A 21,486-nucleotide genomic window follows, 5' to 3' on the forward strand; every position below is an offset into this window, starting at 1 on the left:
GGAGTTGAGAAATCGTGTTCCAATGCATAGTAGGATGCATGTCCTTGCGTGAACTCCGGCCTTTTTTTGATGCAAAAGGTTGGAAACCGTTTCCATTTCAAAAGCAAACCTGGCGGGCCCACGCAGAGGGAAAATCGGGGCTCGTTCATGCGCCGACCGGATTGGGCAAAACCCTCGCGGTTTGGCTCGGACCTGTGGCGGAAGCTCGCAAGAATTTTCCTGAAAAGTCAGTTGGCTGCGGTGTCCTTTGGCTCACTCCACTTCGTGCGCTCGCGCAGGACACGCTGCGAGCAATGCGCGAGCCGCTGGAAATTTTAGCTCCGGAATTGCAAGTCGAGGCGCGAACCGGGGATACGCCGTCGGCGCTGCGGGCGCGGCTGCGGAAAAAGCTACCATTCGGTTTGGTAACCACGCCGGAGAGCTTATCGCTGATGCTGACCCACGGTGACACGCGTGATCGCCTCGCCAATCTAACCACTGTCATCGTCGATGAGTGGCATGAGTTGTTAGGAACCAAGCGCGGGGTCCAGACAGAACTTTGTCTCGCAAGACTGCGGGCATGGTTTCCGGGCCTGCGCATCTGGGGACTTTCTGCAACACTGGGAAATCTGGATGAAGCGCGGGATGTCCTGCTTGGAAATGCTAGTGACCATGCGGTGACGATTTCAGCTGATCTGAAAAAGCAGATCGAGATCGAGACCTTGATCCCGCGTGAAATCGAGCGCTTTCCCTGGGCCGGGCATATCGGCACACGGCTTGCAACTCAAGTCGTCCGAGAGCTGGAAAAAGCCCGGACGACCTTGCTTTTCACCAATACCCGATCCCAAACCGAGATTTGGTTTCAGGCCTTGTTAGAGTTAAAGCCGGATTGGGCGGATCAACTTGCAATGCATCATGGCTCGCTGGATCGGGCAGAGCGGGAGCGGGTGGAAAATGGATTGCGGGATGGGACCTTGCGTTGCGTGGTTTGCACTGCGTCGCTGGATCTCGGGGTTGATTTTTCACCGGTCGACCAAGTGATGCAGGTCGGTTCACCGAAGGGGATTGCGCGACTTTTGCAGCGTGCGGGTCGATCAGGTCACCAACCGGGCAAAACCTCGCGCATTCTTGGCGTGCCCACCCATGCGATGGAGTTGGTGGAGTTTGCGGCAGCGCGTGATGCTGCAAAAGCACGTCACATCGAAACCCGGGTTCCATTGCGAAAACCACTCGATGTGTTGGTCCAGCACCTCGTCACCTGCGCGATCGGAGAACCATTCGCCGCGGATGAAATGCGGCGTGAGATCCAATCGAGTCATGCCTATCAGGATCTAACCGATGCGGAGTGGGAATGGTGTCTCGGGTTTATCTCCACGGGAGGAAAAGCGCTGACGGCCTACGATCGCTATCGCAAGGCTCGATTGTTAGATGGCCGATACGTGGTGGACGGCAAGCAATTGATCCAGCAGCACCGGCTTTCAATCGGCACCATTTCTGCGGACAGCCACATGACGGTCCGGCTAGCGAATGGAAAGACACTCGGCACGGTGGAGGAAGGATTTGTCGACCGATTGAAGCCCGGCTCGCAATTCGTGTTCGCGGGGCGGCGCCTGGTTTTGGTCCGCATTCACCAACGTATCGCCACGGTGAAAATGGCGACCAAGCAAGCCAAGGGCGTGGTCGCAATCTGGGGCGGGAACAAAATGCCGTTATCCAATGAGCTCGCCCATGCGATGGCGGCACGGCTGCGCGGGGAAGGCGGGCGATCGGTGGAAATGGGCGCCGTAGAGCCGATTCTTGATATCCAGCGCCGGTGGTCGTCTTTGCCGGATGATCGGATTTTATTGATCGAGCATGCCCACTCCCGGGATGGAGAACATTTGTTTTTCTATCCGATGGCAGGTCGTTTGGTGCACGAAGGATTGGGAGCCCTGATTGCCTGGCGGATGAATCTAACCGATAGCATCTCGGTCACGCAGAATGATTATGGTTTTTGCCTCAGCGCCCGGCGTGGTTTGCATCTCGATGAGAAAATCATCCGTGAACTACTACGAACGGAGTATTTGTTGGACGATCTCATTTCCTGCATGAACACAGCGGAAATGGCGCGTCGTCAGTTCCGGGAAATTGCCCGAGTCGCGGGCTTGATTCTACAAACTCCACCAGGCAGGCCGAATCGGTCCCAGCGCGAATTGCAGTCCAGCTCGCGCTTGTTGTTCGAGGTCTTCGAACGCTACGATCCAGAGAACCTGCTGCTTGAACAGTCGCGGCGGGAAATTCTCGAAAAGCAACTCGAGTTCACCCGGCTCGCGCGCTCGTTGGAAGATTTGCAGCAGCGCCCGATTCATTTGGTGGAGCTGGATCATCTCAGCCCGCTCGCGTTTCCGTTGTGGGCCGAGTCATTCTCCGCCACGATGTCGCCTGCGGACGCTGCGACCCGGCTTGAGGCGATGATCGATGAACTGAACCGCGCGGCTGCGAAATGAAACTTAGCATTGGAAACAGCTCATTGGAATTGCTGCCGGGGCACGGAGTTTTGTTAGAAGATCGCACCTTGGTGGTTTCCGATGTCCACTTGGGGAAAGCCGCCGCTTTTCAGGCGAAAGGATTGGCAGTCCCGGAAGGCGACACGGAAGCGGATCTGACCCGCTTGCTGAACTTGTCGCATGAGGTGCAAGCGCGGCGGTTGATCATCAATGGCGATTTGTTCCACTCGCCTGCAGGAATTTCCCCACGGCTGGAGTCATTGTTGCAGCAATGGATCGAGAAACTGGGCATTCCGGTGGAGTTGGTCATTGGAAATCATGAGGAAAAGTTCAAGCGACTTCCCGATGGTCTCAACCCGGCTCGAATCATCGACTGCAACGGATTTCATTTGGTTCATGATCCTGCCGATGCTCCGGACGGCGTGCCCACCATTTGCGGTCATTGGCATCCGGTCGCACGCATTGCCGATGGCAAGCGCACTTCGCTGCGGCTCCCGTGCTTTTTGCTGCGTCACGAAATGCTGGTCCTTCCTTCTTTTGGCACTTTTACCGGAGGACGTATTGTAGAAATCCAGAAAAATGACCGGGTCTTCGTCGCACCCGGAGCTAAAATCACGGAAGTCCCTGAGCAACTCCTGCGGTGAGAAGTGGCTACCCGTGACCTAGGCCGAGCCGATGGTTTCCTGATTTGGAAATTCCATCACAACCGGATCTTCGAGCGCCCGTTCCGAGGTGAGTGAGATCTCTTCCTGGATTTCTTTGGTCGCTTCGCGGTAGAGCAGGGTGATGGTGACCGACCATGGACCGTGGTCAGAGCATCCGGATTCGGATTGCGCGAGCTGTACGACTTCGATGCCAGGATTGCGCGATAACCATCGGTTCACCCGGCTTTCGGCATCCTCGGGATTTGTATCGACGAAGGTTTTGATCCGCATCCGGCAATTTCACCCACAAACTTGCAGCGTCAATGGGGCATTGGATTGGCATGCAGTAAGAAAAGCCCAGACCGCCAGAACAAAGGGGAAAACGAAGGGGGGCCGGTATATTTGGGCGCCCCCTTCGTTTACGGGGGGAGTTTTCACCGAATGCGTGGCAGGGCCGTCCGCAAGCGATGAACTCCTGAAGAATTGCAGAATTTGATCGAATGAACATTCCGCGATCGCGTAATGCGCTTGGTCAGCAAGTAGGTGAAATTCCACCTTTCACCCTTTGACAAGCTTGGACGGGGACTGCACGCTCCGGCAGCAACTCAGAACCTCCCTACTCCATGGCCTACGATCTCATTGTCATCGGTGGCGGCCCTGCCGGCTACGTCGCCGCCATCCGCGCTGCCCAACTTGGAAAAAAAGTCGCCTGTGTCGAGGCGGACCGTGCTGGCGGCACCTGCTTGAACTGGGGATGTATCCCAACGAAGGCATTGCTCAAAAACGCGGAGCTTTTCCACACGCTTGCCCATCGCGCGAAGGAATTCGGCCTCAGCTTTGACAACCTGCAATATGACTGGTCCTCCGTGATCGGCCGTTCCCGCAAGGTTTCCGAGCGTCTCGCCGGCGGCATCGAGTTCTTGTTCAAGAAGAACAAGGTCGATTACGTGCGCGGTTTCGGCTCCATCGAAGGCACTGGCAAAGTCGGTGTCAAAGCAGCAGATGGCACCACCCAGACACTGGAAACCAAAGACATCCTGATCGCGACCGGATGCAAATCCCGTCCATTGCCACCCCTTCCATTCAATGGCACTTCGGTCATCGGCTCCAAGGAAGCCATGGTGATGCCGAACCAGCCGAAGGAAATGATCATCATCGGTGCGGGCGCGATCGGAATCGAGTTCGCCTACATTTACAACGCATTCGGCACCAAGGTCACGGTGGTCGAGATGCTGCCTCGCATTCTTCCGGTCGAAGACGATGAAATCGGTGATGCATTGGAAAAATCCCTGATCAAGCAAGGCATCCGCGTTCTCACCAACACCAAGATCACTGCGACCGCTGACAAAGGCGATCACGTGGAAGTGACCGTGGAAGGTCCGAAAGAAAAAGGCACCCTCAAAGCGGATGTCGCGCTTGTCGCGATCGGCGTGCAGCCGGTTCTCCCGGGTGGCCAGCAGCCTGAGCTTACCGACCGTGGTTACATCAAAATCGGCGATCGCTATGAAACCTCGATCCCGGGCGTTTACGCAGCGGGTGACATCGCAGGTCCGCCATGGCTCGCTCACGTTGCATCCTTCGAGGCAGTTCAAGCGGTTGAAGGTCTGTATGTTGAGGGGCACACCCCTCGCAAGGTGAAGAATTTCCCTGGTTGCACCTACTGCCATCCACAAGTGGCATCGATCGGCAAGACCGAGCGCGCCCTCAAGGAAGAAGGCATCGAATACACCGTCGGCAAGATTCCGTTTGTTGCCATCGGCAAGGCCATCGCATCCGGCGAGCCGGATGGATTTGCCAAGCTCCTCTACGGCAAAAAGCACGGCGAACTCCTTGGCGCTCATATCATCGGTGAAAATGCGACCGAGCTCATCGCTGAAATGGGCCTCGCGATCGATCAGGAGCTCACCAGCGAGGAAATCCACGCGACGATCCACGCTCACCCAACGATGTCCGAAGTGATCCACGAAGCGACTCTTGCGGCCGAAGGTCACGCGATTCACTTCTGATCAGTGAGTTGACGAATTCACCCAACTCCGGTCGACCTCGTGTTGGCCGGAGTTTTTTGTTTTTTGCCGGAAACCAGTTGGGTGGTGGCGTGACATCGTGTAGGGCTTGAGCATTGAAAATCATGCATGCTCCCAAATTGATGATTCCTGGCCTGGTTTGGATCGCGGGCCAATGTGCCGGTGCCGAAGCCATGAAACTGGAATACCCTGAAGCGAAGAAAGATGCGGTCGTGGACGTCTACCACGGCGTCGAAGTGGCCGACCCTTATCGGTGGTTGGAAGACGACAATTCCGAGGAAACCAAAGCTTGGGTCAAAGCGGAGAACGCCGTCACTCAAAAGTATCTCGAGACGCTTCCCCAACGGGAGGAAATCCGTGAGCGCCTGAAGAAGCTCTGGAATTACGAGCGCGTCGGCATTCCTCGTGAAGAGAGCGGCAAGTGGTTCTTTGTCAAAAACTCAGGCCTTCAGGATCAGGGAGTGCTTTATGTCGCGGATTCTCTGGATGGCGAACCGCGGGAACTGCTCGATCCCAACCAGATGTCAAAGGACGGCACGGTTTCGCTTTCAAAAACCAGCCCGAGCCATGACGGAAAATTGCTGGCGTATGCGACTTCCGGCGGTGGCAGTGACTGGTTGGAAATCCGCGTCCGTGACATTGCCACCGGCAAGGATCTGGAAGATCACTTGAAGTGGATCAAGTTCAGCGGCCTTTCTTGGGCGGCGGACGATAGCGGGTTTTACTACAGCCGCTATCCGGAGCCGGAAGAAGGGGCGGATCTCACGCAGAAGAACGAGTTTCAGAAGCTGTATTTCCACAAAATCGGTGAGGCGCAGGAGAAGGATGCCTTGGTGTATGAGCGCAAGGATCAGCCACAATGGGGGATCGGTGGTGGTGTGACCGATGATGGAAAGTTCCTGATCATTGACCTTTCCCAAGGCACCGATCCGAAAAATCGGGTTTTCTACAAGTCGCTCACCGATAAGGATGCGGAAGTGGTTGAGCTGCTGCCGGAAGGAGATGCTTCCTACGGTTTTCTGGGGAATATCGGCTCGGTGTTTTATTTCCAAACCGATCTGGATGCTCCGCGCAACCGGGTGATCGCGATCGATACCGCCAAACCGGAAAAAGCAAACTGGCAGGAAATCATCCCGCAAGCGGCAGAACCGATGGATTACGTCAGCATGGTTGGCGGCAAGTTCATCGTGACCTACATGAAAGACGCCCGGAGCCGGGTGGTTCGTTACGATCTGGATGGCAAGAATCCGCTGGAGCTGGAATTGCCGGGGATTGGCACCGTAGGCGGCTTCGGGGGTGAGATGGAGGACACTCAGACCTTTTTCGCGTTCACCAGCTTTACCAATCCTGGTGCGATTTACCGGTTGGACATTGCTTCCGGCAAAAGCGAACTGTGGCGGAAGCCTGAGGTCGATTTCGATGGCGAGAACTATGTCACCAAGCAGGAGTTTTTCGAAAGCAAGGATGGCACCAAGGTTCCGATGTTCATCGTGCACCGCAAAGATCTGAAATTGGATGGATCAAATCGGACTCTGCTTTACGGCTACGGCGGATTCCAGATCAGCATGTTGCCCGGATTTTCCGTAACCCGCGCGGTGTGGCTGGAACGGGGTGGCGTTCTGGTCGTGGTGAACCTGCGCGGTGGTGGCGAATACGGCCGTGAGTGGCACGATGCCGGACGTTTGCACAACAAGCAAAACGTGTTCGATGACTTCATCGGCGCTGGCGAAACCTTGATCAAGCAAGGCTACACCAGTTCGAAAAACCTGGCGATCCAAGGTGGCAGCAACGGTGGTTTGCTGGTTGGCGCTTGCATGACCCAACGGCCTGATTTGTTCGGCGCTGCATTACCTGCGGTTGGCGTGATGGACATGCTGCGGTTCCAGAAATTCACCATCGGCTGGGCTTGGACCAAGGAATACGGGAGCTCGGATAACGCCAAAGATTTCCCATTGCTGTTGAAATATTCGCCCTACCATTCGTTGAAACCCGGGACGCGTTATCCAGCGACTTTGGTGACGACTGCGGATCACGACGATCGCGTGGTGCCGGCACATAGCTTCAAGTTTGCGGCGCGCCTTCAGGAATGTCAGGCCAAGGATGGCCCGCCAGTGCTGATCCGCGTGGATACCAGCGCCGGCCACGGAGCCGGGACCGCGCTATCGAAAGTGATCGAGCGCGCATCTGACGAATGGGCGTTTCTGGAAGCCTCACTTCCCGGCACCAAATAAGTCCCGGGAAGCCCGAAATCGCTTACTTTACCTCTGGTGCCGGCACGACGAGTGTCGGCACTACTGCTTTACGGACCAGGCCTTCCGCGACACTGCCGAGCAGCAGGGCTGCAACAGCGCCGTGGCCATGAGCTCCCAAAACGACCAGATCTGCTTTGGTTTCCGCGACGTAGTCGATGATGGTGTGTAGCGGGCTGCCTTCGCTAAGGCGCCGGACGACTTTGGCGTGCTCATGGACCAGATCGAAGTGAAGCTCCTCAAGTTTCACGCCTGCGCGGCGCCGGGCTTCTTCCTGAAACGCATTCATGGCCGGAAATTCATCCGGAGTGAAACCATATGCAGTATAGGCGGGTTCAGGCTCTACCACATGGAGTAGGTGGAGCTCGGCGCCAAAAGAATCCGCCAACCTCCCAGCCATTTCGAGGACTCCGGGGGTGGCATTTGAGAAATCAACAGCTGCAACAATCGTTTTCATAACAGTTAATTGGTAGCATTGCGGATGCTTCCCCGCAAAGAATGATCAATCAATGCGCATGAAATGATGCTGCATGCACTTTTTTGTAACCAAATCGCGACACCGGGCATTTGGGAGGATGTAGGGCGCAACCCGAGCGCTCCGAAATCATCAGAAACCAAAGTCATGAAACTCAAATCGATCCTTCTCACCGTGGCTGCACTGGCCACCTGCGCCACTGCCCAAGCTGGCACCCGGACTCGCGTGGTAACCGGCCCGCAAGGAAACACCGCCACCAGGACCGTCCAAACTTCGGGCTGCGCAGGTTATCAAGCCACTCGCACCGTGGTTCGCACCGGTCCGAATGGGAATTCAGTCGTGAAAACCCAGACCGTTACCACCGCACCGCATGCAGCAGTGACTGTGGTGGCTGGGCCAGCTCCGGTCCGTTGTGCTCCCGCTGTTGCGGTTTATCCACGCCGCGTTGTTTTCGTCGCCACTCCTGTGCCTCGTCCTTGCCCGCCAGCAGCCGTTGTGGTGCGGGTGCGATAATTTCCTGAACTCAAAAAAGAACCACCAAACACAAAACCAAAAACGATCATGAACCTGAAATCCTACCTCTGCCTGCCCGTGCTTTGCTCGACTTTCGCCCTTTCGGCACCCCTTGCGAGCGCGCGCCCATTTTCTCAATTCAATGGCCCGATCGCCCAAGAATTCATGAAAATCCGTGATGATCTGAACCTCACCCAGAGCCAGCGGTCGCAAGTCCGCGAAGTTCTTCTCAGTCATAAAGACGAGTTGAAGGCACAACGCGCTGCTGCTCAGGACGCCAGATCCAAGATGAAATCCGCCACCGAAACGTATGGAGCGGACTCGAAGGAAGCGGATACCGCCGCCGATGGAATCGCCAGCGTTGCCAAATCCCGCGCCTTGCTGGTCGCTTCCATCTTCTCCGAAATCCGGCCGATTTTGACTCCGGAGCAAATCAAAACCTTGGAAGACGCCCGCGCATCCTTCCTTTCGAAAGGTCTGTGAACTGCTTCCTGCTTCCACGGATACCGGCGATGATGTGCCGGTGTCCGTTTCTCCGTTTCACCAGGCCAAACCCCCATGGCAGATCCCGATCTGAACCTTGCCCTGAGCGCCCGTGCGGGAGATGCGGACGCGTTCGGTCAACTGGTGGAACGGCATCAACCGATGCTTGCCGCGATTCTTCACCGATTCGCGAAATCCAACGCCGATCTTGAAGACATGGTTCAGGACTCATTCATCAAAACCTGGAATGCCTTGCCCGATTGGGAACCGAGGCAACCCTTCGTGCATTGGCTCAAGCGAATCGCCGTTCGCACCGGGCTTGAATACTGCCGGAAGCAAAAACGTTCACCGATCGAATACCTGGAAATTCTCCCCGAAAGTTCCGCGCCGGAGGACCAGGATCCGGCCAACGCAGCTTTGGAAGAAGCCCGCGTGTTGCTTTCCAAACTTCCTGCCGATGATCAGGCGCTCCTCACCCTGATCCACCTCCACGGCATGTCGATGGAGGAAGCGGCCGGCCATTTCGGTTGGAGCCGCGCCAAAGCCAAAGTCAAAGCTTTCAGAGCCCGCAAATCCCTGCAAAAAACCTTATCCCAACTCGGCTACCGCTATGAATGACCACGAAACCCCATCCTGGACTGATCTTTCGCAGCGTGCGCGCTCGGCGACACCGCCCGTGATCGATGTCCGGCACGCCGTGCTCGCGGCGATCCCATCCCGCAGGCCTTCCCGGCCGAAGCCGAATCTTGCTGAGATTCTACTCTCTTCCTCACACCACTGGGGCGTTCGCTTTGCCTTCGGTTGCTGTGTTTTGGCGACGGGCCTGATTGGCTACGGCGGCTACCGCGCGACCGAAGACCTCTCGCTTCTGATGAGCTTTGCTTTTTAATCCAACCGATCATGTCGACCGAACTCACCACGCCATCGAAATCCCGAGTGTCCATGAAAGCCATCGCGCTGCTGGTGCTGATGTTTCTGCTTGGCGCCGTTGGTGGCGTTGGCGTCACCTCCATGGTGATCTCGAAGCGCCTCCAGGCGACATTTCGTGAAAATCTGCGCAACCCGAATCGGAGCAGCGGGCCCGTCGACCTCATGTTCAACCGGCTTGAGAAAAATCTGACCAAAGAGCTGGATCTGACCGCTGCCGAGCAAGAGGCGGTCGGCGAAGAGCTGGAACAAACCCGGGTCCAAATGCGCGCGGTGCGCACGGGCATCGGCCGGGACGTGCGCCGCATCGGCATCGGCACGGTGATCCGGATCGGCAAGCGACTGCCGGAGGAAAAACGCCAGAAATTTCGTGAAATCGCCCGCGAGCGGCTCCTGCCCTGGGGCATCGATCCTCTGGAAAACCGCTGAGTTCCGCAAAATCACGGTTTGGCAATCCGCGACTTCTGGGCAAACTTGGCCGCGTGAAAATCAAATTTCTGCATACCCGCATCCGTGTCCGTGATCTCGATCTCTCGATCGCCTTCTACAAAAAGCTCGGCTACATCGAGGGCGAACGGAAAGATTCACCCCAAGGTAACAAACTGGTGTTCATGGAATTGCCTGGAAACCCGGTGTTCCTTGAACTGACTTATTCGCCGGATTACACCACCACCTGTCCGGAGGACCTCATGCACACCGCATTGGGCGTGCCGGACATCATCGACTACTGCGATCGGGTGGAAAAATCCGGCATCGAAATCTGGCCATCCGGCTGGCGCGAGAAATTCACCAGCGGCGACCGGAAAATGGCATTCGTGACCGATCCAGATGGCTACGAGGTCGAAATTCTGGAACGCAAAGACTAAGCGCCAAATCCCGGCCAATTTCGGCAACTGCATCCTTTAACCAGAGCCTCTCGCTTACTTGAGTTAAAAAATTAACGCAAAGATTGACGTTTGGGGTTTATGCGTTAAAAAATTAGCGCATGACCGATCCGATCGAGCTGAGTCGCCGTGAGCGGCAGATTATGGACGTGGTGTTTCGCTGTGGCGAGGCAACGGTGAATCAAGTGGTTGCTGCCTTGGCGGACCCGCCGACCCCGATGGCGGTGCGCAGGATGATGCACATCTTGGAGGAAAAGGGATTTCTCAAGCGGGTCGGCGAGGGGCGGGAAGTGGTGTATCAGCCAAAGCAGTCGAAACAGGGGATCGGCAAGAAAGCGCTGCAGCATGTGATCGATACTTTTTTCGGCGGCTCGCTCGATGAAGCCTTGGCCGCACATCTTACCGAGCGGCGCTCGATCCCCGAAGAAGAGCTAGCCCGGCTCAAGGCCCTCATCGAACAAGCGAGGAAGGAGGGCAGATAGCATGAATCTTCGGCTGGTATTGGTCGGATCCGCGTCGGCCGCTTCGTTTTTTCTGCATGCGCTGGATGGCATTGCGAAGGTTGGCTTGTTGCTCGCGTTGGCGGCACTGGTCGCCGTTTGCCTGCGCCGTGCCTCTGCGGCGCAGCGGCATTTGGTATGGGTGTGCGCATTGGTCGGGGCCATATTACTCCCTTTCGGTTACCGAATTTTGCCAGCTTGGAAGGTTCTGCCATCGTGGATGCGCTGGGAGGAAGCACCGCGTTTGTTGCTGCAAAAACCAGCGCAGGTATTGGCGGCGGAGCCAAGCAAACAGCCCGCTGAAATTCTGAATGTGGAGGAGTTGCTCCCGGCGGATGACGTGCCGGAAGCTGGATTTTCCACAGCGATTGAGCCGAAAACCCCGGCATCCGTGGCGTCTGCGGAGCCAAAGATTTTTCGAGTTCCGGTAAGTGATCTGATTGGGGTGTGGTTCGTGGGTGCGGCAGTTCTGGCAGTTCCGCTAGGGATCAGTTCAATGCGCTTGCGACGCAAAAAGTCCAAAGCACACCGCTTGGATTCAGGGCCACTGTTCGAGATTTGTGAGACCCTCAAAGCGGATTTGTGCATCCGGCGCCGCGTGACGATCCTGCTCGGCGATGCTGCGCAGATGCCGATGGTTTGGGGCATTTTCAGGCCAGTCGTGTTGCTGCCTGAGAAAGCGCAGACATGGCCGGATGAGAGAATCCGCGCGGTGCTGCTGCATGAGCTTTCGCATTTGCGGCGTAACGACCCGCTTGCGTTATGGATCGCGCATCTGGCGTTGGCGCTGCATTGGTTCAATCCATTGGCATGGTGGGCGGTCCGGCAATTACGGATCGAACAGGAAAATGCCTGCGACGATGCGGTGTTGAGGCATGGCGTCCGATCCAGTGATTACGCAGCGCAGATGCTGGAGCTCGGGGCGGATTTCAGCATCGACAAAATCCCAACCATGGCGCTCGGCATGGCGAGGTCGTCCGGACTGGATAACCGAATTTGCGGATTGTTGGACCCGACCAAAAATCGTCGAGCGGCGAGTCGTTTGCTGATGCTTGGTTTTGCGACCCTCGCTGTTTTTGTTGGGGGGCCGCTGGCGATGCTTCGTGCAGGCGAGCCTGAAGTTGTCGTACGGGGCAGGATTCTCGATCGGAATGGATTGGTTTTGGCGGAAAGTTCAGGTGACCAAATGCGCCAGTACCCTCACGGCAAAGCCGCAGCGCATCAGATCGGGTGGGTATCTCCTCGATTCATCGGAGTCTCGGGCGCGGAGAAAAATTTCGACCAGTCATTGGCCGCTGGAAATGATGTCCGGCTTACGCTGGATTTGAAGGCCCAGCAAATCGTTGAGACTGCGATTCAGAATGCTGGAGTGGAGCGCGGTGCGGTGGTGGTATTGGATTGTCGGAATGGTGAAGTGCTGGCGAGTACTTCAGTTCCGGAAATTGAGCCGCAGCAGTTCGTTCCCCAGATTGAACCGGGGTATTGGAAAAAGTTGAGCAAAGATCCCAATCAGCCGTTGCTTGACCAGACAACCGCTAAGTTTGTGCAGGGAGCCACTTACAGTTTGGTAGCTGCAGTCGCAGCAGCCCGCACCGGGCAAGGGGAGCATGCCGTTTTCGACTGCACGGGCTCACTTAGCGTCGATGGTGCAAAGATTAACTGTTGGATAAAAAATTCGTATGGAAACAGCCATGGACCGCTGGGTTTACGAGCTGGAATCGCCAATGCCTGCAATTGTTATCGTAGCCAACTTGCCATGATGATGGGCCAGAAGGAATTGGACATCGCAGCGGAAGTGCTGGGTTTGGAGAAAATCTCGTCGCAGGCCGGCGATGAAAATCCAATTTCCCAGCGGTCCCTTGCACTTGTCGGGATTGGACAAGTCTTTACACGTGCAAGTCCCCAGCAGCTTGCAGTGCTGGCTGCGGCCATCGGCAATGGTGGCAAAGTTTGGGTGCCGCGGGTTGCACTGGATGAGCCGCCTCAGTTGCGCGCGGACCTGGTCAAGCTCGGGTGGAATCAGCGTGATCTCGCGACGATCCGCCTTGGCATGGAAGATTGCGTCAACGCATCCGGTGGCACGGGGCAATCGGCTCGCAGTGATTTGGTCAAGATCAGTGGAAAAACGGGCACGGGTCTAATAATGGATCGGGGGCGAGCCATAGCTCATGCCTGGTTCATCGGATACGCTCCGGCGGAAAATCCGCGCTATGCCGTGGCGGTGATGGCCCAAGGTAGCGGGGCAGTCGGAAGAGTCCGTGGTCCGATTGCGCGAGCGATTCTTGAAGCGCTGTGCCTCGATGCTCCAGAGTCTCGATAGCCCATTTTCGGCCATGATTCATCGTTTTGACACGAGTAGTTGACAAAAGATGCTAAACTTTTCCTAAATATCTTGTTAGATGTAAAAGAGGCTTTGCCAGAGGCTGTCTTGTTGGTATTTGTCGGGTGAATTTGATTCTCCAAAATTCATGAAATCCACTACATACGCAACATTGTTGGGCCTCGCCTTGGCGTTGGCTCCTACCCTCCGGGCGGAGGACGCAGCAGCGCCAGTCGCCACCACACCAGCCGTTGTTGAAAATGTCGGCACTCAGCTCGATGCGAGCTTCGCCGCCATTTCCGAAACGATCAAGAATGCCCGCCTTCAGGCTAGCGAAGCAGTCGGACAGCGCGATGAAGCGCTTGCCCAGCTCAAAGCAAGCCGACAGGAGCAGGCAGAAACTGCAAAGGCGCTTGAGGAAGCTCGCAAGCAGCTTGCCGAGACCCGCGGTCAACTGAACGACTCACGCCACGAACAAGCAAAATGGAAGCACGAGGCAGAGACCTTGGCCGGTCAGCTCAAACTGGGTGAAGAAGCTCACCAGAAGCTCCTCGCTCTCCGCGATCAAATGCAGGAGTCGCTGAAGAACTTCTCCGAAATCGAAAAGAACGTTCTCGCCGTCCGTGCCGAGTTCCAAAAGCCAACTGCGGTTGCTGATCTCAAAACCGAAATCGTCGCCCTGAAAGCGGCCGGTAACGAGGCGCAACAGCAAATTTCCGAGATGAAAGGTCAGATCGAGAAAGGCAACACGGAGCGCGCTGAAATGGCAAAAGCATCCGCTGCCAAGGAGCAGGAGATGGCTGGCCAGATCGCCGCTGCCAAGGAAGAAGCCGGTAAGATCGCCGAAAGCCGTGAGGCATTGAATCAGCGCACTGCAGAGCTTGAAAAAGCCCATGCACAGACTGTTGGTGAACTCAAGTCGGCACGTGAGGAGCTCAAAGCTGCTCAGGAAACCATCGCCAGCAACCAGTCAAACAATGCTGACCTCAAGAAGGAACTCGAAGCGAAAGCCGAGGAACTGAAGAAGTCTGCGGACCGTACTGCCAAGATGGGTAAAGCGCTCGACGCTCTGCAAGCTCACGCCAAGGAAATCGGCGATAAGCTTAATAGTGTCGAAAAAAGCAGTGCTGACCTCAAAAACACACTGCACGACCGCGAAACAAAAATTAATCAGTTGGAAACTCAAATGAAGGAAGTTTCCCAAAACACTGATAAGGAATCCGAGGCTGGAGCCGATTCCTAATTCATCCTTCAAATTACAGATTTCCCGAACCGCAGGCGCCTACCGGCCCTGCGGTTTTTTCTTTCCCGGGTGTCCGCTCATTGGCCCAAAGCCGCCCGAAGCAAAGCGGTTCAAGCCAAGGTGATGCTCACCGGGCAGTGATCCGATCCCATGACGTGCGGCAGGATTTCTGCGGATTTGAGCCGATCCACCAAGGGGGTCGAAAGTCCGAAGTAGTCGATTCTCCAGCCCACATTCCGGCCGCGTGCTCCGCCGCGATACGACCACCAGGAATATGCGTCGCGTGTTTCCGGGTGCAGATGGCGGAAACTATCGGTAAATCCGGAATCGAGCAGTTTGCCAAAGCCCGCACGTTCCTCATCGGAAAAGCCGGCGCTCATCCGGTTGTCCTTGGGTCTGGCGAGGTCGATTTCCTGGTGCGCGACGTTCAGATCGCCGCAAAAGATGACGGGTTTTTTCAGCGCCTGCGTCATCAGGTGCTGCCGGAAAACCTCATCCCACTCCATCCGGTAAGGCAGCCGGCGCAAGCCATCCTGAGAATTCGGCGTGTAGACGTTCACCAGGATGAAATCAGGATATTCGAGGGTGAGCACGCGGCCTTCCTTGTCGTGATCTTCAAATCCCATTCCTTCTTGAACCTCGATCGGTTCGCTGCGGGTAAAAACGGCGACGCCGGAATAGCCGGGTTTCTGCGCGGAGTTCCAAAAAGCATGATAGCCGTCCAATTCCGGCGGCATCGGCACTTGCTCAGGCCGCGCCTTGGTTTCCTGCAGGCATAAAATGTCCGGCTGCTCCGCAGAGACGAAATCGCCAAATCCCTTGCCGAGCACCGCCCGCATTCCGTTCACATTCCAAGATAGCAGCTTCATCGCCGCCATCCTCCCCTGTGAACTTCATCAAATCAACAACATGCAGTCGCCGTAGCTGTAAAATCGGTAACGCTCCGCCACCGCTTGGCGATAGGCTTCCAGCACCAGCTCCTTTCCGGCAAACGCACTCACCAGCATGATTAACGTGCTTTGCGGAAGGTGAAAATTCGTCAGCAAGCCATCGATCACGCCAAACTGGTAAGGTGGGTGGATGAAAATATCCGTCGCTCCGCTTTTCCCCTCTGACGGAATTTCCGGCCCCAGGGATTCCAGCACCCGCGTGACGGTGGTGCCGACGGCGATGACACGCTCCGCTGTTTTCACCCGCCGGGCGGTTTCCGCCGAAAGGTGATATTTCTCCGAATGCATCACGTGATCCGCCACCACCTCCGCGCTCACCGGGCGAAACGTTCCGACGCCGACGTGCAGGGTCAAAAACGCATGGTTGAGCTTTACCAACATTTCCGGCGTAAAATGCAGCCCGGCGGTTGGTGCGGCGATCGCTCCTTCCTCCCTGGCGAAAACCGTCTGATACCGGTCCCGGTCCGATTCCTCATCGTCCCGCCCCATGTAGTGCGGTAGCGCCAGATGGCCGTGCCGGTTCAGGTCCAGCTCACTTTCCCAATGGATCAACCGATCCCCATTTTCGAAAACTTCGGTGACTTGGCCCGTGATGCCGCCGACAACGACTTCGCGCCCGACTTTCATGCGTTTCCCCGGCCTGGCCAGACACCGCCACTCCAATGGCGAAAGCCGATCCAAGCAGAGCAATTCGGTCCGGCCATCGTCGGAAAAAAGTCGCGCCGGGATCACCTTGGTATCGTTGAGAACCAACAAGTCGTCCGGTTTCAAAAAAGTCGGGAATTCGGCGAACATGCGGTGCTCGATCGTTCCCGCAGCCCGGTTCACCACCATCATCCGGGATGCAGAGCGCTCTTCAAGCGGCCGCGCTGCAATCAATTCCTCAGGCAAATGGTAGTCAAAATCCTTAGTTTTCAGGCTCACGACCGACTCTTTAGCCCTCCACATGGCACCCGGCAACCGCCGGTTATCGATTTCCATGATCGATTTTTCACCGATTTCCGATGATCCGGTAAAATTCGATGCGAAATCCTCGAATACCGAGTTGACAAATTGTGCAGATTGACTAGTGATTAGGAACAGTCGCTGAGCGACCGCAGCACAGAATCGGCAAGAGAATCTGCATTGCGAATTATTTTTCAACCATCTTTAGGTCCAACGGGGACCTTTTGTAGAACAATCAAGGCCCTCGGGATCACTCCCGGGGGTTTTGATTTTATAGGCTATCGTCCGAAAGAGCGCGATTTGTTCAAAAATTGGATCTACTTCGCTGCTTGCGAGTGAAACCACTGGCGCAGTTCCGGTGAGTCGTCTCCCCAGACGCGAACCAATGTCCGGGTTTCCTGATTTTCTCCGCGCTCCGTCGCAAGCAGCAGCCGGGTCCCATTTTTCTCGACGTCCCATGAATCAAGGTTGCCGCCAGCTGACCAACCATCGGAAAGCAGAGAACGGATGAAATCGTGGCGATCCATGCCATTTCGGCTTGAGATCGCGAAAGTGGCGACCGGGCTGGGTGGCGAAATCCCGTGAACTCGTTTTGCGCTGAAACACCAGCGCCGGTTTCGCTCCCACGCACGCAGACGAGGCTGCAGGAAATGGATCAGTGCGAGCGCTGCTCTGGATTTGAAATGATCGAAATCGGCTGCGATTCCACGAAGCGGCAACATTCGATTTAGCACCGATTGGTAGCCGGCATTTCCCATGGCGCCGTGGTAAATCACCGAATCTCGGACAGCCCGGACAGGGCCGCCGCCATAGATGAATCCATCCCATTTCGCCTGGCCGTGTTTGGAAAATTTTTCCGGATGCTTGCCGATCAGGAGTTTCTCCGCGCGACCGTATCCCAGCTGCTGACGGAGAAACGCGACCAGCGAAGGCCGACGCCAATGCCACACAAACGCGCCGGCCGCGAAGCCCAGCCGGTAGCCTGCTGACCTGAGTCTCCAACAGAAATCCACGTCATCCCCCGCCGTGCGAAAAATCGGATCAAATCCGCCGATTGCATCGAAAGCCTCCTTGGTCACCGCCAGGTTGCAGCCTGGAAGATGCTCGGCTTCCACATCGCTCAACATGACATGGCTCGGTGCTCCGGGTGAGGCGCAAACAACCGCTGCCTGCCAGGATTTCGGCGCGGGTGGAAGGTTGGGTCCACCGACAGCTGCATACATTCCGGTCTCGAAAATTTCCCTCAATCGCGGCAACCACTCCTTGTCCGGTTCGCAATCGTCATCGGTGAAGGCGAGGATTTTTCCAACTGCTGCAGCGGCTCCCGCATTTCGCGCGGCGCTGAGACCGCCAGGTTGCAATCTCAGCAATCGCACCCACGGAAACTGCTCGGCCACCACGTCACCAGTGCCATCTGTTGAGCCATCATCGACTACGATGGTCTCGAAATGCCCACCGCGGATTTGCTGAATCGCTTCCAGGCATGCCTCGATGCGGCCTTTTCCATTTCTGGTGCAAACAATGACCGAGATGGAGAGGTCCGATTGCAGAGCTGCTGGAAAGTTGGGTAGGGCTTCTCGAATCGCCTGCAAAGCGGGCTTCGGTTTCCCCGCGCGATCGGTGATGCCGAAATCCCAATCGAGCACTTCTTCACCATTGTTGAGCCAGCGGTCGCTCCAGGAGTAGGCGGTCATTCCAGCGACTTCCTGTTCAGCGGCAATTTGCCATGCCCAGCGGAAGGCTTCGGCCTGTTTTTCCAGGCCATTTCGCTGCGAATCCAATCCGAATTCCGAAATCACGAGGGGTCGATCGCCTGCGATGTGGTGCAAGCGCTGCATGTAATTTCGGAACGCCTTTGGATCCTCAAGGTAGATGTTGAACGCGCTGAAGTCCGCATTTTCCGGCTCCAAATACTCGGTGCTCGGGTAATTGGCGTAGGCAAACAATACATTTGGTGCCAGTGACTTACCGATGGTGATCAGTTCTTCGATTTTTTCCCGAACTTCCACAGGTCCCATCCAGCGGACCAGGTCTGCGAGGATTTCATTCCCGACGAAAATCCCCGCTAGTGCCGGGTGCTGCGCTGTTTCGCGCAAGTATTCCTGAAGCTGGACCGCTGCGGCGGAAAACAGCGCGGGGCAGTCCAGGAAATCCGCATTCATTCGCCAATTCAGACCGCCAAATACTTTGAATCCATGGTTTGCGGCAGCGTCCAACAACGATTTTTCGGGCAGTTCATAGAGCCTCAAACTGTTGAATCCGGCGGCACCGATCTGGGAAAAATCCGAATCGAACGAATCCGGCCAGCCACCGGGGAAGGGGCCATAAGTCACCGCCTTGATCCAGACACGACGATCCCCGACGCGGAAGAATTTCCCGTCTGTCCGCCAATGCCCATCCAGGGAATCCTTCACCACGCGGCGACACTAAATGCCTACCAGTGGATTCCGAAATCCAAAAATGGCCCGATTCTGACTCTGTCGCCACCGAATCCTGGCAATGAGTTGGTAAATTCTGAATGGATGGCAATTTGAGCCTCGTCTTCACAGCTCCGCAGCGGGATTTGGTAAAGCAGTTTCAGTCAGAAGGTTTTTCAGGCGTTGCTTCCAAGCTTCGATGACCAATCCACGATCAGAATCGGTGCCATGGGCAGCGCTCCAGGCCACGAATGGAGAGAGCGGGGAAAATCCATTGAAGCGAAAAATTCCGTGGTGAATGGGTGCCAGTAGGACTTCAAGAGAGGCATGCGGTCCTCGGCCGGAATATTTTTCTTCATCACTTCCCGTCGTCATCAAAACCATCGCCCGTTTTCCTTGGAAATGGCCGGTATCATACCATCGCCCGGCTCCATAGAATCGATCATACGCAAACACACGGTCCACCCAGCCTTTGAGGATGGCAGGCATGGAAAACCACCACAGCGGGAAGGAAAATATCAGCAGGTCACACGCTTCGATCTTGCGCATTTCTGTCTCAAGATCCGCCGCGAAGCCGTTGTGATTTGTCGCATAAGTTTCTTCAACTTGCTGCTTCAGATAGTCGGGGTTTGCGACGCTACGGAAGTTTCTCCGATCGGATACGGGATCAAATTTCATCGCGTAAAGGTCTGAAAATACGACTTCATGCCCTTGACGTGTGAGCACCTCTTTAGCCGTTTGAGCTAGTGCAGAGGAAAAGCTTTTCGGTTCGTGGTGAGCGTGGACGATCAAAATATTCGACATGAGCCAACCATGGGCCGAAACTCCCAAATCGGCAATTACCCACCATTTTGTCACTTACTAACTTAAAAGTGCTAATTATTGATAATGAATCAGCAAGAATGTCCAATTACTTTCACCCTTGAGGTGATCGGCGGTAAATGGAAGCCCTACATCCTGCATTTTTTAGCAGCGCGGCCACTTCGCTCCGGTGAATTGGGTCGGTTGATTCCGCAGGCAAGTGGGAAGATGCTCACGCAACAACTTCGGGAGCTGGAACGCGATGCGGTGATCCGGCGAAAAGTTTATCAGCAGGTCCCCCCGAAAGTGGAATATAGCCTGACTCCTCACGGCGAAACCTTGATGCCAATTCTGGATGCGATGTGTGCCTGGGGTCGCCAAAATCCTCCGGCAAAAGCAGGCAAAGTTCGCCAGCGACAGGCCCGTATGGGAGGCGATTAGTTGATTCCCGGACTCAAAAAACGAAAAATCCACCAGGAAAGAAAAAATCCTTTCCAGGTGGATTAGTGGTTTAGCCTAGTTCGAGACTGATATTAATTAAGTCGTTGGGCGGTGACGAAGAAATAATAGTAATTCGAACCGTCGGTCGTAGCATGGAATGTGCAGTTATACCATTCTCCATTGGGGAAGGTTACCATGGCGTTGACATATTCGGCATATGTCGCAGTGGTTGAGAAGTCATCGTTTCCATCAATTCTGTAAGAATATGCATCAGTTGCAATTACAGTATTGGCTCCTGTAATATAAGCATTATTTGTTGAGAGTGAGGAGATGCTGAATGAAATGGAATCGCTGGTGGTATTATAAAATTTTGGAGAAGTGTTACCATTCGTCGTTGATTCCATGAAATCGAGTCTAAGCCCGTTGATATAAACGTAATCAGGATTATTCGTTGCCAACTCACTGGCTACTTGACGGTTGGTGGTAGTCACATTCCCGACAGCTTTCCCGGACATTAATCTGCGGCTGCCTGAATTTGCTCTGAAGGTGGCATAGGGAACGACCATCATGCAGCTTCTGATTTCTCCGATCTCGAACGGATTCGTACCACCAGTTAAAGAGTCCTTACTGGTGACGATGCGGTTCCATTCCTCACCATCCCACATGTACATGGTGTTGGCGTCGACAGCTGCTGCGCCAGAGCCTGCCGCTTCGATGTTATGAACAATCAAGCCTGTTGCGGGTGATGGGATCGTGACCGTGTCCACGTTGCTGGTCAGTTGCACCCGTGGCGGCAGAAACCCTTTGTTCGAATCAGTCAGGTCGAGAATGGCGCTGGCATCCGGAGTTGTGGTTCCAATCCCCACCCGGCCAGTGCCGCTGGTGGAAAAGGACAAGGTATTCGAGTCCTGAGTCACCACGCGATCGCCAGTCAGCGTTCCGTCGGCAACATAAATATTCGAGGCTCCTGGCAGGATGACGCTATTTCCATCTGAGATCGAGAGAGTTCCATCGGTCCCTAACGAGAGGGTCTGGTTGTCGCCATCCAGTAGATTCGTCGGAACATCGGTAAGGCCGTCCCATGAGGTGGTGCCTGCAGGTCCAGTTGCGCCAGTTGCTCCAGTTGCTCCAGTTGCTCCAGTTGCTCCAGTTGCTCCAGTTGCTCCAGTTGCTCCAGTTGCTCCAGTTGCTCCAGTTGCTCCAGT

General features: G+C 55.6%; 20 protein-coding genes and 1 pseudogene. 14 read left to right on the top strand and 7 right to left on the bottom strand.

Translation table 11 applies throughout. The features are described from left to right. Positions 1-38: 38 nt before the first annotated feature. Together JIN85_RS15720 and pdeM are read left to right on the top strand one after the other, a co-directional pair. Complete coding sequence (locus JIN85_RS15720) at positions 39-2,465, top strand: ligase-associated DNA damage response DEXH box helicase (RefSeq protein ID WP_200272475.1); 2,427 nt, start codon at positions 39-41, stop codon at positions 2,463-2,465. Further along, positions 2,462-3,109, top strand: coding sequence for a ligase-associated DNA damage response endonuclease PdeM (gene pdeM / locus JIN85_RS15725; RefSeq protein WP_200272477.1), 648 nt, complete (start codon positions 2,462-2,464; stop codon positions 3,107-3,109). Before JIN85_RS15720 ends, pdeM begins: the two co-directional genes overlap by 4 nt. Before the next feature lie 18 nt (positions 3,110-3,127). On the opposite strand, the gene JIN85_RS15730 is transcribed toward pdeM, so the two are convergent. After that, positions 3,128-3,400, bottom strand: coding sequence for a hypothetical protein (locus tag JIN85_RS15730; protein ID WP_200272479.1), 273 nt, complete (start codon positions 3,398-3,400; stop codon positions 3,128-3,130). 332 nt (positions 3,401-3,732) lie between these two features. Here JIN85_RS15730 and lpdA point away from each other — a divergent pair, with 332 nt between their 5' ends. Both lpdA and JIN85_RS15740 read left to right on the top strand, forming a co-directional pair. Further along, positions 3,733-5,115: a dihydrolipoyl dehydrogenase gene (gene lpdA / locus JIN85_RS15735; RefSeq protein ID WP_200272481.1), complete on the top strand. Its 1,383-nt coding sequence runs from the start codon at positions 3,733-3,735 to the stop codon at positions 5,113-5,115. A 122-nt stretch (positions 5,116-5,237) separates the two neighbouring features. Next, positions 5,238-7,364, top strand: a complete 2,127-nt coding sequence (locus JIN85_RS15740; RefSeq protein ID WP_234047463.1) for a prolyl oligopeptidase family serine peptidase — start codon at positions 5,238-5,240, stop codon at positions 7,362-7,364. 22 nt (positions 7,365-7,386) lie between these two features. Here the strand turns inward: JIN85_RS15740 and JIN85_RS15745 are convergent, their stop codons facing one another. Continuing rightward, positions 7,387-7,839, bottom strand: coding sequence for a universal stress protein (locus JIN85_RS15745; protein WP_200272483.1), 453 nt, complete (start codon positions 7,837-7,839; stop codon positions 7,387-7,389). Between the two features lie 165 nt (positions 7,840-8,004). Between JIN85_RS15745 and JIN85_RS15750 the strand changes: the two genes are divergently transcribed. From JIN85_RS15750 to JIN85_RS15790, 9 genes are all read left to right on the top strand, one after another. Next, positions 8,005-8,370 (top strand): hypothetical protein, encoded by a 366-nt coding sequence (locus JIN85_RS15750; RefSeq protein WP_200272485.1) that lies wholly within the window; start codon positions 8,005-8,007, stop codon positions 8,368-8,370. A 48-nt stretch (positions 8,371-8,418) separates the two neighbouring features. After that, complete coding sequence (locus JIN85_RS15755) at positions 8,419-8,853, top strand: Spy/CpxP family protein refolding chaperone (RefSeq protein ID WP_200272487.1); 435 nt, start codon at positions 8,419-8,421, stop codon at positions 8,851-8,853. Positions 8,854-8,928: 75 nt separating this feature from the next. Then, entirely contained in the window at positions 8,929-9,471 is a 543-nt protein-coding gene (locus JIN85_RS15760; RefSeq protein WP_200272489.1) for an RNA polymerase sigma factor, read from the top strand. Continuing rightward, a complete protein-coding gene (locus tag JIN85_RS15765) occupies positions 9,464-9,742 on the top strand; it encodes a hypothetical protein (RefSeq protein WP_200272491.1) in 279 nt (92 codons plus the stop codon). Before JIN85_RS15760 ends, JIN85_RS15765 begins: the two co-directional genes overlap by 8 nt. Positions 9,743-9,795: 53 nt before the next feature. After that, positions 9,796-10,209 (top strand): hypothetical protein, encoded by a 414-nt coding sequence (locus tag JIN85_RS15770; RefSeq protein WP_200272494.1) that lies wholly within the window; start codon positions 9,796-9,798, stop codon positions 10,207-10,209. Positions 10,210-10,262: 53 nt separating this feature from the next. Then, entirely contained in the window at positions 10,263-10,646 is a 384-nt protein-coding gene (locus JIN85_RS15775; RefSeq protein ID WP_325109632.1) for a VOC family protein, read from the top strand. Between the two features lie 119 nt (positions 10,647-10,765). Then, on the top strand, positions 10,766-11,146 hold the full coding sequence (locus JIN85_RS15780) for a BlaI/MecI/CopY family transcriptional regulator (RefSeq protein WP_200272496.1): 381 nt from the start codon (positions 10,766-10,768) through the stop codon (positions 11,144-11,146). A gap of 1 nt (position 11,147) precedes the next feature. Next, the gene (locus JIN85_RS15785; protein ID WP_200272498.1) at positions 11,148-13,484 is read left to right on the top strand and encodes a M56 family metallopeptidase; all 2,337 of its coding nucleotides are present in this window, start codon (positions 11,148-11,150) and stop codon (positions 13,482-13,484) included. A gap of 148 nt (positions 13,485-13,632) precedes the next feature. Next, positions 13,633-14,727 (top strand): coiled-coil domain-containing protein, encoded by a 1,095-nt coding sequence (locus JIN85_RS15790; RefSeq protein ID WP_200272500.1) that lies wholly within the window; start codon positions 13,633-13,635, stop codon positions 14,725-14,727. A gap of 110 nt (positions 14,728-14,837) precedes the next feature. Here JIN85_RS15790 and JIN85_RS15795 read toward each other — a convergent pair whose 3' ends face one another. The 4 genes from JIN85_RS15795 to JIN85_RS15810 all read right to left on the bottom strand — a co-directional run bounded on the left by JIN85_RS15795 (position 14,838) and on the right by JIN85_RS15810 (position 19,843). Further along, entirely contained in the window at positions 14,838-15,596 is a 759-nt protein-coding gene (locus tag JIN85_RS15795) for an exodeoxyribonuclease III (protein ID WP_200272502.1), read from the bottom strand. A 27-nt stretch (positions 15,597-15,623) separates the two neighbouring features. Continuing rightward, positions 15,624-16,658, bottom strand: coding sequence for a tRNA preQ1(34) S-adenosylmethionine ribosyltransferase-isomerase QueA (queA, locus tag JIN85_RS15800; RefSeq protein WP_234047464.1), 1,035 nt, complete (start codon positions 16,656-16,658; stop codon positions 15,624-15,626). Positions 16,659-16,939: 281 nt separating this feature from the next. Further along, positions 16,940-19,039: a glycosyltransferase gene (locus JIN85_RS15805; protein WP_200272504.1), complete on the bottom strand. Its 2,100-nt coding sequence runs from the start codon at positions 19,037-19,039 to the stop codon at positions 16,940-16,942. Between the two features lie 126 nt (positions 19,040-19,165). Next, on the bottom strand, positions 19,166-19,843 hold the full coding sequence (locus tag JIN85_RS15810; RefSeq protein ID WP_200272506.1) for an NAD(P)H-dependent oxidoreductase: 678 nt from the start codon (positions 19,841-19,843) through the stop codon (positions 19,166-19,168). 84 nt (positions 19,844-19,927) lie between these two features. Between JIN85_RS15810 and JIN85_RS15815 the strand changes: the two genes are divergently transcribed. Then, entirely contained in the window at positions 19,928-20,281 is a 354-nt protein-coding gene (locus JIN85_RS15815; protein ID WP_200272508.1) for a winged helix-turn-helix transcriptional regulator, read from the top strand. Positions 20,282-20,373: 92 nt separating this feature from the next. Here JIN85_RS15815 and JIN85_RS15820 read toward each other — a convergent pair. Next, a pseudogene (locus JIN85_RS15820) lies at positions 20,374-21,486 on the bottom strand (hypothetical protein); the annotation flags it as partial.

The sequence above is a fragment of the Luteolibacter pohnpeiensis genome, from assembly GCF_016595435.1.
Lineage (GTDB): Bacteria > Verrucomicrobiota > Verrucomicrobiia > Verrucomicrobiales > Akkermansiaceae > Luteolibacter > Luteolibacter pohnpeiensis.

Bases quoted from the DNA above. Each gene is read 5' to 3' on its own strand.
- JIN85_RS15720 (WP_200272475.1), top strand. From the start codon at position 39: ATGTCCTTGCGTGAACTCCGGCCTTTTTTTGATGCAAAAGGTTGGAAA.
- pdeM (WP_200272477.1), top strand. From the start codon at position 2,462: ATGAAACTTAGCATTGGAAACAGCTCATTGGAATTGCTGCCGGGGCAC.
- JIN85_RS15730 (WP_200272479.1), bottom strand. From the start codon at position 3,400: ATGCGGATCAAAACCTTCGTCGATACAAATCCCGAGGATGCCGAAAGC.
- lpdA (WP_200272481.1), top strand. From the start codon at position 3,733: ATGGCCTACGATCTCATTGTCATCGGTGGCGGCCCTGCCGGCTACGTC.
- JIN85_RS15740 (WP_234047463.1), top strand. From the start codon at position 5,238: ATGCATGCTCCCAAATTGATGATTCCTGGCCTGGTTTGGATCGCGGGC.
- JIN85_RS15745 (WP_200272483.1), bottom strand. From the start codon at position 7,839: ATGAAAACGATTGTTGCAGCTGTTGATTTCTCAAATGCCACCCCCGGA.
- JIN85_RS15750 (WP_200272485.1), top strand. From the start codon at position 8,005: ATGAAACTCAAATCGATCCTTCTCACCGTGGCTGCACTGGCCACCTGC.
- JIN85_RS15755 (WP_200272487.1), top strand. From the start codon at position 8,419: ATGAACCTGAAATCCTACCTCTGCCTGCCCGTGCTTTGCTCGACTTTC.
- JIN85_RS15760 (WP_200272489.1), top strand. From the start codon at position 8,929: ATGGCAGATCCCGATCTGAACCTTGCCCTGAGCGCCCGTGCGGGAGAT.
- JIN85_RS15765 (WP_200272491.1), top strand. From the start codon at position 9,464: ATGAATGACCACGAAACCCCATCCTGGACTGATCTTTCGCAGCGTGCG.
- JIN85_RS15770 (WP_200272494.1), top strand. From the start codon at position 9,796: ATGAAAGCCATCGCGCTGCTGGTGCTGATGTTTCTGCTTGGCGCCGTT.
- JIN85_RS15780 (WP_200272496.1), top strand. From the start codon at position 10,766: ATGACCGATCCGATCGAGCTGAGTCGCCGTGAGCGGCAGATTATGGAC.
- JIN85_RS15785 (WP_200272498.1), top strand. From the start codon at position 11,148: ATGAATCTTCGGCTGGTATTGGTCGGATCCGCGTCGGCCGCTTCGTTT.
- JIN85_RS15790 (WP_200272500.1), top strand. From the start codon at position 13,633: ATGAAATCCACTACATACGCAACATTGTTGGGCCTCGCCTTGGCGTTG.
- JIN85_RS15795 (WP_200272502.1), bottom strand. From the start codon at position 15,596: ATGAAGCTGCTATCTTGGAATGTGAACGGAATGCGGGCGGTGCTCGGC.
- queA (WP_234047464.1), bottom strand. From the start codon at position 16,658: ATGGAAATCGATAACCGGCGGTTGCCGGGTGCCATGTGGAGGGCTAAA.
- JIN85_RS15810 (WP_200272506.1), bottom strand. From the start codon at position 19,843: ATGTCGAATATTTTGATCGTCCACGCTCACCACGAACCGAAAAGCTTT.
- JIN85_RS15815 (WP_200272508.1), top strand. From the start codon at position 19,928: ATGAATCAGCAAGAATGTCCAATTACTTTCACCCTTGAGGTGATCGGC.